At 42.1% G+C, this 16915-nt stretch carries 11 protein-coding genes; 8 read left to right on the forward strand and 3 right to left on the reverse strand.

The window, feature by feature from the left end; translation table 11 throughout:
* From QVP90_RS12295 to QVP90_RS12330, 8 genes are all read left to right on the forward strand, one after another.
* Nucleotides 1-3192, forward strand: a 3192-nt coding sequence (locus QVP90_RS12295; protein ID WP_288204426.1) for a SusC/RagA family TonB-linked outer membrane protein, incomplete at its 5' end; no start/stop codon positions are given.
* Nucleotides 3193-3210: 18 nt separating this feature from the next.
* Nucleotides 3211-5217, forward strand: a complete 2007-nt coding sequence (locus QVP90_RS12300) for a RagB/SusD family nutrient uptake outer membrane protein (RefSeq protein WP_021936606.1) — start codon at nucleotides 3211-3213, stop codon at nucleotides 5215-5217.
* 85 nt (nucleotides 5218-5302) lie between these two features.
* Nucleotides 5303-6268, forward strand: a complete 966-nt coding sequence (locus QVP90_RS12305; RefSeq protein ID WP_021936607.1) for a T9SS type A sorting domain-containing protein — start codon at nucleotides 5303-5305, stop codon at nucleotides 6266-6268.
* Nucleotides 6269-6282: 14 nt separating this feature from the next.
* Nucleotides 6283-9057: a glycosyl hydrolase gene (locus QVP90_RS12310; protein ID WP_021936608.1), complete on the forward strand. Its 2775-nt coding sequence runs from the start codon at nucleotides 6283-6285 to the stop codon at nucleotides 9055-9057.
* A gap of 132 nt (nucleotides 9058-9189) precedes the next feature.
* Complete coding sequence (locus QVP90_RS12315) at nucleotides 9190-9624, forward strand: DUF4890 domain-containing protein (protein WP_021936609.1); 435 nt, start codon at nucleotides 9190-9192, stop codon at nucleotides 9622-9624.
* A gap of 79 nt (nucleotides 9625-9703) precedes the next feature.
* Nucleotides 9704-10249: a DUF4738 domain-containing protein gene (locus QVP90_RS12320; RefSeq protein WP_005924272.1), complete on the forward strand. Its 546-nt coding sequence runs from the start codon at nucleotides 9704-9706 to the stop codon at nucleotides 10247-10249.
* Between the two features lie 427 nt (nucleotides 10250-10676).
* Nucleotides 10677-11117: a PepSY-like domain-containing protein gene (locus QVP90_RS12325; RefSeq protein WP_007478221.1), complete on the forward strand. Its 441-nt coding sequence runs from the start codon at nucleotides 10677-10679 to the stop codon at nucleotides 11115-11117.
* Nucleotides 11118-11155: 38 nt separating this feature from the next.
* Complete coding sequence (locus QVP90_RS12330; RefSeq protein WP_025819629.1) at nucleotides 11156-11650, forward strand: PepSY-like domain-containing protein; 495 nt, start codon at nucleotides 11156-11158, stop codon at nucleotides 11648-11650.
* A gap of 117 nt (nucleotides 11651-11767) precedes the next feature.
* On the opposite strand, the gene QVP90_RS12335 is transcribed toward QVP90_RS12330, so the two are convergent.
* The 3 genes from QVP90_RS12335 to QVP90_RS12345 all read right to left on the reverse strand — a co-directional run bounded on the left by QVP90_RS12335 (nucleotide 11768) and on the right by QVP90_RS12345 (nucleotide 16710).
* Nucleotides 11768-12976: an L-serine ammonia-lyase gene (locus tag QVP90_RS12335; RefSeq protein ID WP_005924263.1), complete on the reverse strand. Its 1209-nt coding sequence runs from the start codon at nucleotides 12974-12976 to the stop codon at nucleotides 11768-11770.
* A 58-nt stretch (nucleotides 12977-13034) separates the two neighbouring features.
* Nucleotides 13035-14087 carry a magnesium/cobalt transporter CorA gene (gene corA, locus QVP90_RS12340; RefSeq protein WP_021936610.1) on the reverse strand — a complete coding sequence of 351 codons (1053 nt, stop codon included), beginning with the start codon at nucleotides 14085-14087 and terminating at the stop codon, nucleotides 13035-13037.
* Nucleotides 14088-14208: 121 nt separating this feature from the next.
* The gene (locus QVP90_RS12345) at nucleotides 14209-16710 is read right to left on the reverse strand and encodes an endonuclease MutS2 (RefSeq protein WP_005924257.1); all 2502 of its coding nucleotides are present in this window, start codon (nucleotides 16708-16710) and stop codon (nucleotides 14209-14211) included.
* Between the last annotated feature and the right edge of the window lie 205 nt (nucleotides 16711-16915).

Below are 16915 nucleotides of genomic sequence, written 5' to 3' on the forward strand. Positions count from 1 at the left end.
CAAGGAACAGTTAAAGTTACAGGTGTTATAAAGGATGTTGCAGGAGAACCGGTGATCGGGGCGAATGTTGTTGTGAAGGGTACGACAAATGGAATTATATCCGACATTGACGGTAATTTTACATTGTCGGTTCGCTCTGGCGATGTACTGGTTATAAGTTACTTGGGGTATCAGACTCAGGAAATAACAGTCGGACGGAAAACGAATTTCAATATTATATTAAAAGATGACGCGAAGTCACTGGATGAGGTGGTAGTAGTGGGATTCGGTACGCAGAAGAAAGTGAATCTGACGGGGGCGGTATCGATGGTAGATGCCAAAGTGATGGAGGATCGTCCGGTGATCAATGCTGTGCAGGCTCTGCAAGGGGCGGTTCCGGGATTGCAGATTACGTCTAATTCCGGAGCGCTGGATAAAAGTGCAAGCATCCGAATTCGTGGTGCGAACACATTGGGCTCCGCCTCTGCCGATCCGTTAATTCTAATCGATGGCATGGAAGGGGATATCAATTCTATCAATCCGCAGGATATTGAGAATGTATCCGTATTGAAAGATGCGGCTGCTGCTTCTATTTATGGTTCACGTGCACCATATGGGGTAATTCTTGTTACTACGAAGAAGGGACGTCAGGGAAAGGCTGTGGTTACTTACAATAATAACTTCCGCTGGGGTAGTCCTACGCGTATTCCGGATATGGTAGATTCGTGGACGTTTGCCAATTATTATAATGAGGCCAGTAGAAATGCAGGAAGCGGAGATTATTTCCAACAAGAGGTGATGGACCGTATTTATGCAACGGTGAATGGACAGGAAGGTGCGGTGGATATGGTACCGGATTCCGGTAACTCCAAGTATTGGTCGAATCAATGGAATAACTATTCTGCAAATACGGACTGGTATGATATTGTGTATAAAGATTGGGCGTTCTCGCAGGAACACAACATGAGTGTAAGTGGCGGTACGGATAAGATCGGATACTATGCATCTGCCAATTATCTGGATCAATCTGGACTTTGTAACGTGTCTTCCGATAAACTGAAACGTTACACCATGACGGCTAAATTTAATGCGGAGCTGTCCAAATGGGTGCGACTGGATGTAAATACGCGATTTATCCGTAAAGATTACGACAGACCTTCGTCTTTGAGCGGTTCTCTTTATGATAATTTGAGCATGAACGGATGGCCGACCACTCCTTTCCGCGATCCTTACGGCAATATTTTCGGAGGACTCTTTCAGGAGGTCATGAAGCTGGACCAAGGTGGAAGATATATTTCCCAGAATGATGAACTTTATATGCAGGGCGCTCTTATCATTGAACCGATTAAGGGATGGACAACGCATCTGGAAGCTAATTATAGAATATATAATTCGGCCGTGAGAGAGACATGGTTCCTGACCCAAAGCTATTATACGGATGGTACTCCGATAGAGCAGTCGGGAGCGGGAACGCTGAATAGGCGTCATACCCGTGAGAATTATATGAATATAAATGCCTATACGGATTATTCTCATAGTTTTGCCGAAGTTCATAATATGAAAGTGATGTTTGGTTTCCAGGCAGAAGGATTGCGTCAGGATTATGATGAACATACTAAATATGGGTTTATCAGCAATGATTTTCCTTATGAGAATGCAATGACGGACAAATTACTGAATGGAGAGGATAAACATCCTTCGGCAGGAGGTAAATATAACCGTTGGGCTACTGCAGCTTTTTTCGGACGTGCCAATTATGACTATAAAGGCATCTATCTGGCAGAAGTAAATTTGCGTTATGATGGAAGTTCACGTTTCCGTAGCAATCAGCGCTGGGACTTATATCCTTCTTTCTCATTAGGATATAATATGGCCCGTGAGCAATATTGGGAGTCGATTGAACCTTATATTGGCATGTTGAAGGTTAGAGGTTCTTACGGAGAATTGGGAAATCAGAATACGAATGGTTGGTATCCGACTTATGAAGTGCTTGAAGTGAAAGCTAATAATGGTGATTGGTTGCAGAATGGCCAGAAGACTAACACGACAACCCAGCCGAAAATGATCAGTACGATATTGACATGGGAACGTGTGAAAAGCTGGAATATCGGTCTCGATTTCGGAGCATTCAATAATAGGTTGACAGGTTCTTTCGACTATTTTCAGCGTACTACTACTGGAATGGTAGCAAAAGGCTTGGAATTGCCGATTGTATTGGGAATAGCCGTTCCTGATGTGAATAGTGCGGATATGTGTACGTCCGGTTTTGAATTGGCCGTTAAATGGCAGGATCGTTTGAGTAACGGTTTGGGTTATAACATTGGATTCTCCTTATCAGATGCCCGTTCAAAAGTTGTGAAATATCTGAATAATCCGACCGGAAATTTAGGAGGGTACATCGAAGGAGAGTATTTAGGCGATATTTATGGATATGAGACGGTAGGGATTGCCCAAAGTAAAGAAGAGATGGAACGGCATTTGGATCAACTCGACCAGAATTATTATAATACACATGGAGTATGGCCGGCTGAACCTCGGAAAGGACAATCTGGATTGGGTGATGACTGGAATGCCGGTGATATTATGTATGCCGATTTGGATGGTGACGGTGAAATAAATAGTGGAGAATATACATTGGCAGATCATGGGGATTATAAGAAAATAGGAAATAAGACTCCTCGGTATCAGTTTGGAATTAATCTGGGAGCTGATTGGAAAGGATTTGATTTCAGTGCATTCTTTCAGGGAGTGATGAAGCGGGATTACTGGCAGGATAGCTGGCTGTTCTGGGGAGCAACAGGAGATGCCCGTAAATCCACTTGTTTTTATGACCATTTAGACTATTGGTCGGAGGATAATCCAGGTGCATACTATCCTCGTCCTTATTTTGGGGCACAGCCGGGTGGCGGCGGTGATAAACACTTGAACAAAAATCAATATTGTCAGTCCCGATATTTGCAGAGTGGAGCTTATATTCGTCTGAAAAATGTTCAATTGGGGTATACTCTGCCTTTGAGATGGACTCAGAAGTTCAATGTGTCCAGATTGAGAGTTTATGTTTCCGGTGAAAATTTGTGGGTAGGAACCAAAATGGCCAGTATGTTCGATCCGGAAACAGTGGATGGCGGTAATGGTGATGGAAAGAATAAGAATATCGGTGAGGCTTATCCGTTATCTAAAGTCATTTCTTTCGGCTTAAGCATTACACTTTAATTTTAATACAGTAGAACAATGAAAAATAGATATAAACTTAGCTTTAAATGGTTGGTGGGTATTGCTACCTGCTCCGGTGTACTATTGACTTCATGTAATGATTATCTGGATATAACTCCTCCATCGGATATCCCACCGGAACTTTATTTGAATGAAGAAAATGAATTGGCAACTTATGTAAATGGCTTATACGGAATATTGCCTTCACATGGCGGTATATACAGTTATGGCATTTTTGGTGGCGATGCAGGAACGGATAACATGGTGAAGAGTAAAGCTGATTCAAAGTATATAGGAAACCTGCGTACCGGTATGGATAATGGAGACTATTATTTTGAAAACATACGTAGCTGTAACTACTTTTTGCAGGAGGTACTTCCGAAATATGCTTCCGGCAATCTTTCCGGTAATGAAGAGTATATCCGTCATTATATTGGAGAAATTTATTTTCTCCGGGCCTATGAATATTTTAAGCGATACCAGATGTTCGGAGATTATCCGATTATTACTCAAATATTGCCAGATCAGGAAGAGGTTTTGATAAAAGAAAGTAAACGTTCTCCGCGTAATGAGGTGGCACGTTTTATCTTAAATAATCTGGATATGGCTTCTTATTTAATGTCGGGAGCCAATCCGGATGCTAATAAGACGCGTATATCGGAAGATGCGGCTATTTTCCTGAAATCGAGAGTAGCGCTGTTTGAAGCTACATGGCTGAAATATCACAAGGAATATGTACCGGGAGGAGATAAATGGCCGGGAAAAGATATGTACCCTAATTATACATTTCCAGCCGGGAGTTATCAAGCAGAGATTGATTATTTCTTGAAACGGGCTTATGAAGCTGCCGATTCTATCGCTGGAAAATATGCATTGGTACAAAATACGGGAAATGTACAGCAAAGTGCCAGTGAATCCAGCAATCCATACATGGATATGTATGCTACCGAAGACATGAAAGGATATAGCGAAGTTATTATGTGGAGACAGTATAGCCGTGCATTGTCGGTTGGTCATAGTGTGGGTTATCATGCACAACTGATGAATAATGGCACCGGTACTACAAGAGGAATGATCGAAAGTTATTTGATGAGTGACGGTAAACCGATCTATTCTTCATCTTTTACCTACAACGACGAAGGTATAGCCAATGTCCGCAAGAATCGGGATGCACGTATTAATGTCTTTCTGAAAGAGCCGGGACAGGTGAATTACTTTGTAAACCTCACTTCTAACTTAGGCTCGTCCGGACAAATAGTAGAGCCTGCAAATCCGACGATTACAGGGGATACTAAGAATCCGACAGGGTACATGCTACGGATGGGCAATTCGAAAGACAAAGAGGAGAATGATCAGTATGGAACTTTCTTGGGTTCTCCTGTATTCATGGCTGCCGAGGCTTATTTGAATTACATCGAAGCCCGTTATCTGGCATCGGGTGACTGGCATACGGATAAGATAGAACAGTATTGGAATGAACTTCGTCAGAAACATGCCTTGATCACTGCTTCCATTCAGGAAACGATCGATGCAACCGATATGGCAAAGGAGACGGCTTTGAAAGATCAGGCGTATGATTGGGGAGCCTATTCTGCCGGGGCGGTATTAAGCGATAAAGTATTGTATTGCATTCGTCGTGAACGCCGTTGTGAGTTGATAGGGATGGGCATGCGCTATATGGACTTGTGCCGTTGGCGCTCTATGGATCAGTTGAAAGAAAATAAATATCACATCGAAGGCTTTAAATTGTGGGGAGATGATGGGAAGCAACTTCCGGTTTACTCCTACAAACGATTGCCTGCCGATCCGGATAATACCAAGTCCGTAGTGTCTTCGCCGGAATTGAGTAATTATCTGCGTCCTTTTGAAATACAAAGAACCTCGGATGCTTTCAGTGGTTTGGGATGGTATTACGCTTATTATTTAGGTTATGTGCCTATTAAGCAATTCTCTCTTTGCGGTGACGGTGCCTTATATCAGAACCCGGGATGGAGTGAATCGGCTAATTCAATGCCGGAATTTTAGAAATAATAAACAACAGTCTCCGGCGGATTTTCTGCCGGGGAACTGCTTAAAATAATAGAATTGTTTAATTAATATTTTAACTATCATGAAAGCGAAATTATTACTTTGGGGAACTTGTACTCTTTTTTCAATGACTGCTGTATTTGCACAGCAAAAAGAGGGAAATCTGTTAAAAAACGGTGATTTTGAGGCCGGCTATACAGCATTTAATCATTCAGACATAATGTGTCCTGAAGTCATCGAAGGATGGGATCTTAAGAGAGATGTCGATGGTTTGGATAACGCTATTGTAAGTGGAACATTTAATAATGCAGGGCAAGATGAGTGGAACACGTTTGCCTTTATCAAAGACATAGAGGATGCTGATATGTCCGGTGAAGGAGGGGATTTGATAACAGATGATAATTATCAATATCTTCGTTTTCAACGCTATTTCTGGAATGGCTGGTTTGATTCGGATGGTATTCAGCAGACGGTAAGTGTTGTTCCCGGAGAAACCTATTCTCTTTCTTGCATTTATCGTGTGAACGCGGGTGGTACGAGAGACAAACAAGATGCTAAACGTCATATTCGTGTATACGAGGCTTCAACAAATGATAAAGGAGGAACTGTGAAAGGTGCCATGATTTATGAACAACAGATTCCTCATGAAACGTGCGATTGGAAAGTTTTTTCTACATCAGGCATCAAGACAGACTCTGAAACTAAGATGATTATTTGTCTAGGTATGGATGGTGCCGGTGGGGAAGGCGATGGAAAACCTCAGAATGAAAATGTGTATATCGACTATGATGACGTAGTATTCCAGAAAGGAACCGCATCTGGCATTGCTTCCATGAATGCCAACAGTATGTCGGTTCGCAAACTCGGTGTGAATATTTTGGTAGGCGGAGTGTCTGCCGGCGATCAGGTGACTGTGTACGATATTGCAGGAAATTTGCAGAAGTCGGATGTAGCACAATCTGATAAGATGATGATACCGATGGCCGGACAAGCTAAAGGTGTATACATTGTGAAAGTAGGAAATGTGACTAAAAAAGTGGTCCTGTAAAGATTGAATAGTGTATGAGATTTTTTAGTGTTATATTATTTGCATTACTATGTTCATGTGTCTCCCTCTTTGCGAGGGAGACACAGACTGTTGTATCCATAGAGAATGAAAACAAGGAATTGAGCGGGACGATAGACATGCATATGACCGGAGAAATTCCCTTGAAAAATGCCTCAGTCAATCTGGTTTCGCAGGATGCATGGCTCTTCTTCGACAATGTACGCCCTTCTGAGGTTATAGAGAAATATGCTTCCATGATAAAGGTGTCGGGAGAAGTCTTGCAACCGGGTAAAAATAGTCGGGTGGATGTTTTTCTCCATGGTACTGTCATCATACCTCAGGATGAGAACTATGAACCGTTGCAGGTTTTCACGGGCGAAAATTATTCGGGGGAGAACCGTACGTATCTCGTAGATTCCTGCTATCAGGATTTGGAGTCGTTTGATAATGCCATCCGGTCTTTCAAATTGAAAAGAGGATATATGGCGACATTGGCCAATGAATCCAACGGACAGGGATACAGCCGTGTGTTCATTGCCGACAATGAGGATATTGATATTCCGGTTCTTCCGCACGAATTGAATGGCAAGGTTTCCTATATCCGTTGTTTCAGATGGGAATGGGTATCCAAGAAGGGATGGTGTTCGTCCGGTGCGGGATGTTACAATGAGATAGATCTGACGGCATCTACTTGGTATTATTCTTGGAGTGCCGACCGGGAGTCGCTGAATGATGCGGAGTTTGTTCCTATTAAGCAGAATTGGGGATGGCCCGGATTTGCTGAGATCAACTCGAAATCGAATGTAACCCATCTTTTGGGATATAATGAGCCGGACAGACCGGAACAAGCCAATGCATCGGTAGAAAAAGCGATCGGGCAATGGCCGCAAATGATGGAGTCGGGACTTCGTTTGGGTACTCCTGCCATAGCCGATAATTTGAATTGGTTGTATAGCTTTCTGGATGAGTGTAAGAAACGCAATTACCGGGTGGACTATGTAGCTGTACATGCTTATTGGGGTGGTTCCGGAGGTGCACAGGTGGTAACGGACGGCAATGGCAATATCTCACCGGAAAAATGGTATCAGAAGCTAAAGGCGATTCACGACCGAACAGGACTTCCTATCTGGATTACAGAATGGAACAATGGTGCTAACTGGACGCACGAGACTTGGCCTGCTGATGAAGCCAGTAAACAACAGAAGCAATTGACCGATTTAAAGGGTATCTTAAATGTCTTGGATACATGTAGCTTTATCGAACGTTATTCCATTTATAATTGGGTAGGTGACGAACGTGCATTGGTGGTAGGAAAAGATGATAACGGGAACTATACGGCAGGCGGTGCCATCGACCAAAAGTTGACCCCCGCTGGTGAGTATTATCGTGATCTTCATGCTCCGATGGCCTATAATCCTTTGAAAGCTGTAGTGCCTACATATCAGGTGGTGACTCCGGAATTGGAAGCTTCGTACAATATGAATTCACGCGCCGTGGAAGTATCCTGGACGGATTACAATGGTGAACTTACAGATGAATATGTATTGGAGCGTAAAACGGATGACGGGGAATTTGAAGAACTGATCTCAGGAGTGGGACAATTGAAAAATCAGTATTCGGAAGAGTTGAAGCCGACGGAATCACATGCCTATACATATCGTGTGAAGATTAAATCCGGTTCGGAAGAGAAATATTCTAATGAAATGGTGGTTGATGTACCTATTGTGAAAGGCACTTCGGATGTTCGTTATGGGGTAGCTACACTTTCCGATCTGGTGTGGAAATATTTCTTTTTTGAAGACGGAGCAGCTTATAGCACTACTCCTGCTGTTGTATTTGGCGGATTTTCTTCTGCTACGAGAACGCTGCTAAGTTATCATCTTCAGGGAACTTCGACTAATGGGTTTCGTTTCAAATTTACTCCGTGGGAATATCAGAATGTAACAGAACTGCCTAAAGCGGAAAATGCTCCTTATATTGTAGCCACTAAAGGAAATTATAAGTGGGGCGATTTAGATGTTGAAGCGGGAGATGTAAGAAGTGTTAATGACGAGTGGAAAAAAGTGACTTTTACAAAGCCATTTACGGAAGCACCTGTTGTTTTTGTATCTCCATCTTCTGCAAAAGTGACATCTCCTTCCTTTGCACGAGTCAGAAATGTGACAAAGGAGGGATTTGAAGTGCATTTTACACGTGAAAAGAGTATGACAGGTAGCTTTTCCAGAGAGAATATTTGCTATTTTGCAATTGTCCCGGGTATGACGGTTGTAAATGGCAAAAAAATAAAAGTGGGAAAGACTGCTGAGGTAGTGGGAGAATTGAGTAATAAAGCAGAACTATCTTTTGATGGAACTTATACTGATCCGGCATTCTATTGTACACTTTTGACGAGCAATGATAGTTTTACATCCAATCTCCGTTATTCGGGTTTAACTTCGGAAGCGGTTACTTTTATGAAGCAACGTGAAAAGTCGGCCGGAGCATCAGGAACTTCTGCACTCGATCAGGTCGGATGGATGGTGATTGAAAGTGGTGCTATCGTAGGAACCGGTAATATAGAGACAACGGCTGAGGAAGGAACATTGAAAATTTTTCCTACGTTGACAAGAGATATATTAGATGTAACGGCCGAATGGGGAACACGCATTTTTATATACAGTGTAGGTGGTAGTTTAGTGAAGAATTTGGTATATCGTGGCATATCTTTTAGCGTATGCGAACTTTCTGCCGGTATGTATATTCTTCGTACAGATAAAGGAGAATCCGGACGTTTTGTGAAAATTGATTAGTTTTCAGAAGGATTACGCTTATTTATTGTTAAAACGGGAAGTTGAATTAAACTTCCCGTTTTTTATTGGGTCATATATAAAGTTGCAACAGAAAAATAGATTTAGTAGTTTTATCAAAAAGAGAAAGTTAGTATGAAAAGAATAGCATTTTTAATGATCGCCTTGTTTATGATAGGTGGGGTGGTTATGGCTCAAGGTCAGCGTGGAGAACATAAAAAGATGACTCCGGCAGAACGGGCGGAAAAGATGACGGAACGTATGGTAAAAGAGTATTCCTTGAATGATGTGCAGAAGAAACAATTGTTGGAGGTGAATCTGGCACGGTGTGAAAAAATGGATACCCGTATGTCTATGCGTCCAGATGTAAATGGAAAGAAAGACGGGAAAAAAGCTCCCCAGATGACAAAGGAAGAGCGGGAAAAGATGCGTGCGGAAATGAAAAACGCCAATGACGAGTATAATGCACAGTTACAAAAGATTATGACGGAAGAGCAATATGCTTCTTATACGAAGAAACAGTCCGAACGTGAACAACGGATGAAGGAGGGGCGGAGAGAGAGGAAGTAATCAACTTTCAACTCCGAACATTTGTGTATTTCCGTCTCTTTTTGTTCCTTTGTCATCGTAATTAAAGAACGGATAAATTATGAAGAAACTCATATACCTGCTTGCCTATTGCTTTTTCATTGTTATTACCGCTTGTGGTGGAAATAAGAAAGCAGAAGAAAAATCATTGCTGATTATGCAGGATAGCGTTGATGCACGTGGCTTACAACGTATGCAGGTATCGAAGGCGGATGTTGATATCAAGTTTAAAGGTAAGGATTATCACTCTTTTATATCACGCACTCCGGATGAGGATTTGCCGTTGGTAAAAGATGATAGGGGGAATCAGTTTGTTGATAATAAGATTCAGCTTCGTTTAACGCGTGGCAATGAGCAAATCTTCAATATGACTTTTACAAAGAGAAATTTTGTTTCAATAGTAGGAGAGGACTTTTTGGCAAAGTCTATTTTGGAAGGAATGGTATACAACAAGACTACCCCGCAAGGAATTGTATATGCTGCCAGTGTGTGTTATCCGCAGACGGACTTGTATGTTCCTATTTCCATAACGATTACTGCTGATGGTAAAATGACGATGGCACGGGAAGAGTTATTGGAAGAAATTTATGATGAAGAGGGTGTTTAAGCCTTCTAATGCATTCGTGACAATGGATTTACACAAATGTAATACTTTTTAAAACAATTGAAAGGCAACCGTCAGGTTGCCTTTCGTATTTTAGCGGAGTCAATAAATGTTATGATTTATAAGAGGAATGAGGATGCTGAACTGACATCTTATGAATAATATCTAAATTTTTTCTTTTTCTTTGCTGGCGATAGTTGTTTTAATACTTACTGCCCAAAATGAAAAGTTGGTTCTTTTGACGGAATCTGTGAATATGCAGGCTGATTCGACATGTATTGACACTATGCTGTTTTCATTCTGTTGATAGTTAAAGAAACTGAAAAATGTGATCTCACTCTGTTATTCCTAAATCTTTCCAGAATCACTATCGTTATTTGCATTATAAAAACATAGGAAACTATATTATTAACATTAAAAAATAACGATTATGAAGAAAATTTTATCTGTTCTTGTGATGGCTATCGTAGCCGTTCAGTTTGCATTTGCCGGTGATGTGATTACTAAGGATATTAACCAGTTGCCACTGTCGGCACGCAATTTCATTAACCAGCATTTCACCAAACCCCAAGTGGCCCATATTAAAATAGACAGCGAGGTTTTATCTAAGAAGTACGAAGTTTTATTGACCAATGGTATCGAAATTGATTTTGATGGCAAAGGGAATTGGCAGGAAGTGGATGCTAAAAAGGGAAAGGTACCGGCAACGATTATCCCCTCTTTCGTCAGTAACTATTTGAAGACGAATAATTTCACTACTGAGTTCGTTACTAAGATCGAACGGGACCGTAAAGGGTATGAAGTAGAACTGAATACCGATTTGACTTTTAAGTTTGATAAGAATGGTAAGTTCCGTAAAGCGGATGATTGATTGTAAGATATAGAACCTTGACCAATATAATTTTAGAGATGATGAAATTTAAATATTATTTAGGAGCCGTAATGTTGGCGATAATCCTGTTTTCTTTCAGTGCTTGTGACAACGATGATGATTATATGCCACCTAATCAGGACATTATTACAGCGTTAAAGCAACTTTATCCTGATGTACAGGATATAGAATGGAGTCAGAAGGGTGTTTATTATGTAGCTGATTGTTGGGTAAATGGGTCGGAACTGGATGTGTGGTTTGATGCAAATGCCAATTGGATCATGACGGAGATGGAGATTTTTCGTGAACAGCTACCCGCAGCCGTCAATACGGCTTACGAGGAGAGTGGTTACGGTGATTGGGTGATTGACAACCTTACTAAGCTAACCTTTCCGCATAAGTCGGAAGAATTTGTCTTTGAAGTTCAGAGAGGTGCACAGGAACGTGCTTTGTATTACTCCGCATATGGAGGTCTCCTTCTTGAAAAGGATATTACCGATGCGGATGACACACACTGGCCGGACGTGGAATAATGGGAGAGGGGAGAGTTGAGATGGGAGAAGTGATTGCGCTATCATGATGCAAAGTACTTCTCCCATTTCCCTTTATTCTTCTTATTCCCGTTGTCCCCTTTCTTTAATAATCCTCTTTTAGCTAAATTCGTAATCTTTTGCCAGTCCTCCTTCACTTGTTTCTTTATAGAGGGAGGGGAGATCGTGTCCTGTTTGCTTCATTACTTGTACCACCTTGTCGAAAGAAACGCGGTGCATGCCATCTGTGAATGAAGAGTAGAGGTTGGCATCCAGTGCACGTGCGGCGGCATAGGCGTTGCGCTCAATGCAAGGGATTTGCACTAATCCGCAAACGGGGTCGCAGGTCATTCCTAAGTGATGCTCCAAGCCCATTTCGGCAGCATATTCTATCTGGGCAGGGCTACCGCCGAATAATTGGTTGGCTGCTGCTGATGCCATGGCACAGGCTACGCCTACTTCTCCCTGACAGCCTACTTCTGCTCCGGAGATAGAAGCATTGAATTTTACAATGTTTCCTACAAGGCCGGCTGTGGCTAATGCGCGTAAGATACGTATATCGCTAAAATCACGACTTTTGTATAAATGATAGAGCACTGCGGGCATTACACCACAAGAGCCGCAAGTGGGCGCAGTTACAATTTTTCCGCCGGATGCATTTTCTTCGCTGACTGCCAATGCATATGCAAATACAAGGCCGCGCGATTGTAACGATTGTTTGTATCCGGTAGCACGTATATAATAAGTGGAAGCCTTTCTTCTTAAGTTTAACGGACCGGGCAGGACCCCTTCTTCTTCCAATCCCCGACGGATAGAGTCTATCATTGTTTTCCATACCTCATTCAGGTAATCCCAGATATCAGAGTCCTCACACTCTTTTACATACTCCCAATAGCCTTTTCCACTACGTTCGCACCATTCTAAAATTTCCGTCATGCTGTTCATTCCGTATACATCACGGCTTTCAATGGAAGGCGTATCGCTGTTTTCGGCTAATGCCCCTCCTCCGATACTATATACCGTCCAGTTTTCAATGAGCTTATCATCAGTGTCGAAAGCTGCAAAAGTCATTCCGTTCGGATGAAAAGGGAGAAAGACTTTGGGTTGCCATATAATTTCTACCGGTGCTGTCGGTTCGAGGGTATCGATAATAGCGACATCCGTCATATGGCCTTTTCCTGTAGCTGCCAGACTCCCGTAAAGTGTTACTTTGAATTTTGCTGCATCCGGATGGCGTGTTACAAACATTTCAGCCGCTTTTCGCGGCCCCATCGTATGACTACTGGAAGGACCTGTGCCAATACGGTATAACTCTTTGATTGACTTCATATTATTGTACTCTTGTTATTCTTTCTAATAAACTTTCAACTCTCAACTTTCAACTCCCCTAATACCATTTCTTTTTCCGGAAAAATGCATAGACCATGATCCCTATAATGATCATTAATGCCCAAGCGAAACAGTATCCGTATCTCCAGTCCAGTTCCGGCATCATCTTAAAATTCATCCCCCACACACCGACAAGAAAGGTCAGCGGTATAAAAATGGTAGATACGATTGTCAGCCGTTTCATAATATCGTTCATCCGTAAATCATTGTTGGATATATAGAGGTCTACCAGAGATGACAGTGTTTCACGACATATTTCAATTGTCTGGAGAACAAATTGCAAATGGTCGTTTACATCATTGAAAAAGGCACGGTTGGCTTTATGCATCAATGTACTGTCTCCTCTCAGCAGTCTGATATATTGTTCTTTTAGAGGAAATATGGATTTTTTCATCAACATATACTGGCGTCTGAGAGATTGAATTTGAATGCCTATATCATCACCGTCACTGATTCTGAGCAATTCTTCTTCAAGGTCTTCAAGTGCATCGTCTATATCCGAGACCATTGAAGTATAATTCCCTATTACGCTGTTCAGGAGTACGCTCAACAGATAATCGCTTTGTCTGCTTCGTATCTTTAATACATCGTTGCGCAAGGCTATACTTACGTCGTCAAAGAAATTAGTCTCTCTTTCAAGAAAGGTCAATACATAGTTTGCACCTAAGATAATACATACCTGTTGCTGCTCCAATTCATCCAGATCGTTTTCATTTTCTTTTTTAGCAGGGTGGAAGAGCTTTAGAATAAGTACGATGTATTTATCATGTTCTTCTATTTTGGTAGGATGGTCGGCATTTAAAATATCTTGCAGCACAAGGAAGTCTATTTCGAAATGTTCGCAGATTTCACGAATCGTTTCTGTGTCTTTCAAACCGTGTACTTGTAACCAGTTGATACGTTCATTGTTCAGTGAATTACTGACTTCATGAAAGTTTGTTCCTGAAGATTCCTGCATTTCATTGAGATTGTATGTACAGAGATGCAGATGGGTAGGAGTCTGGCTCTCACCCGTATAAATTAATTTTTCACTTAACAGGTTGTTTTTCATGCTTTATTTTTTGTTTAAGAAGACCACTACGACAAAGGTAATGGTTTTCTTTAATGAGTATTAATTTGAAAGCTACTCACGACTATAATGAGAACAAGCTGTCCTGTGCTTTTGTTTTCTTTTAAGCTAAATCTACTACTGTAATTCCGGCACCACCGAATTGTACATGTTCATCGGCAAAGTGACGTACTCCCGGTACTGTATCCAGATACTGTCGGATCAGGGTACGCAAGATTCCTGTTCCTGTGCCGTGCAGGATGCGTACGCGTCCCATACCTACCAGGATGGCATCATCTATAAAATAGGTAACTGCCTGTAAAGCTTCGTCGCCCCTCATTCCGCGTACATCGATGTCCTGTTTGAAGCCAAGTTTCTTTTCGTACATCTGGTCGTGCGTCTGGCTACTGACAAATGTACTTTTTGCAGGTTCTTGTTTCTGTGGAGCTGCATTGGTGCGTTCCAGTCTGTCTAATTTTACTGTTGTCTTGATACTTCCAAAACCTACTACGGCGGTGTTTTTACCGTTGATTTCTAATACTTCGCCTATGGCACTTTGACCTTTAATCTTTACATGTTCGCCAATGGTAATCGGAGTGATTTTAGGGGGGTGCGGTGAAGGTGTTTGACTTTCAGAAACCTGCTTCTTTTCCTTTTTCCGGTTCTGCTTTTCCTTCAGCTTTTCCATCTTCCGGGCAATTTTGTCCTCTTGTTCTTTGGAAGCAAGTTCGTTTACCGAAGCACGGAAATCATTTAATTCCTGACGGACAAGCCGGGTTTTCTCTTTTTCGGCCTGTGCCTCTTTGATGGCACGTATCGTGTTTTCGATCCGTGCATTTGATTCTTGTAATAATCGTTCAGCTTCTTCCTTAGCCTGACGGATAATCTCCTTGCGGGATTTCTGCAACTCTTCCATCTCTGTCTGATAACGTGCGATGGTCTCTTCCATGTGTTTCTCCCTTTGGCGAATGGTCTGGCGTTTTCCTTCCCAGTAGCGTTTGTCACGAACGATATCTTGCAAATATTTGTCTGCATTGATGTATTCGCTGCCCACAATTTCGGAAGCGTCTGCAATGACATCTTCCGGTAATCCGATTTTGCGGGCAATTTCTACAGCAAACGAGCTACCGGGATTACCGATCTGTAATTGGAAAAGTGCCTGCATAAGGTGGCGATCGTAAAGCATGGCACCGTTTACTACCCCTTCATTATCCTCGGCAAAGTGCTTAAGATTCTGATAATGTGTGGTAATAACTCCGAATGTCTTTTTTTGATTGAAACGCTTTAATACCGCTTCTGCGATTGCCCCACCTATCTGTGGTTCTGTTCCACCTCCGAATTCGTCGATAAGGATGAGGCTGTGTCCATCACAACTTTTCATCATCACTTTCATATTGGTGAGGTGAGAAGAGTAGGTACTTAAATCATCTTCGATGGACTGTTCGTCACCGATGTCGATAAATATGTTACTGAATATCCCGGCATGGCTGCGTTCGTGCATCGGAACCGGCATTCCGCATTGCAACATGTATTGCAACAGACCTACCGTTTTGAGACATACGGATTTACCGCCGGCATTAGGGCCGGAAATAATAAGAATACGTTGCTTCTGGTTGAGTTCGATGTCAAGAGGAACAACTTTCTTTCCATGTTTGGAAAGCGATAATTGCAACAACGGGTGTACAGCCATTGTCCAGTCGAGCAATTGTTCGTTTTCAAGAGCCGGTTTTAATGCGTTGGTCTGTATGGCGAAGTAGCTTTTCGCCCGGATGAAATCTATCTCGGCAAGAAATTCGTACGATTGGAGTATTTCGGGGATGGAGGGTCGCAATACATTGGAGAACTCTGTAAGAATACGGATGATTTCCCGTCGTTCGTCTCCTTCCAGTTCTCGGATACGATTATTAGCTTCCACTACTTCTGCCGGTTCGATAAAGACGGTTTTCCCGCTGGCGGACTCATCGTGTACGATACCTTTTATTTTTCGTTTCAGTCCGGGGGCTACGGGGATCACCAGACGGCCATCGCGCATGGTGGGAACTACATCCTTATCTACATATCCTTCGGATTGGGCGCTACGCAGTATACTGTTCAGTGAACGGGAAATGCTTCCCATCGTGCTTGCCAATTCTCGACGGATGCGTGCCAGCTCTGTGGAGGCGTTATCCTTTATCTTGCCATATTTATTCAGTATACTGTCTATTTTTCCTATCAATTGAGGGAATACGGCAATATCTCCTGCCAGCCGTTTAAGGCTGGGGTAGGGGCAGTCCGACTCTTCCTCCTCTTCATTTCGATGGAGGAAGCGAACGATGTCACGGATCGTTTCAAGTGAACGTCTCAAATCGAACAGTTCTTGTTCGTCCAAATACATTCCTTCTATCCTTACCCGTTTTAGTGAAGGACGGACATCAAAAAAGAATTGATCGGGAAAACTGTCTTCTTCTTGAATGATACGGACAAACTCCATAACTTGATTCAGTAACTCTTCCACTTTATCGTGTTGGTCAGAGAAAGTCATATCTGTCACTCTTTCTTCTCCCAATGTACTGAGACATTTTTCTTTCAGTAGTTGTCTGATTTGGTCAAATCCTATTTTTTGCTCAAAGTTTTGAGGGTATATCATTGATCTTTACGATTTATCTATTTATGATTTATGATTGAGATTAGCTGTTGCAATTTGAATTACGAAGCAAAAATACGATTATTTTGTGAAAAAATCGTCAGAATGCTTGCAGATTTAAAAAGAATACGTACCTTTGCACCGCTTTCGGAAGGAAGCGCTTCTTAATAAAGGAGTTTTGGAGAGGTGGCAGAGTGGTCGATTGCGG

This window comes from Bacteroides sp. CAG:189 (genome assembly GCF_000432295.1).
In the GTDB taxonomy this organism is placed as follows: domain Bacteria; phylum Bacteroidota; class Bacteroidia; order Bacteroidales; family Bacteroidaceae; genus Bacteroides; species Bacteroides salyersiae.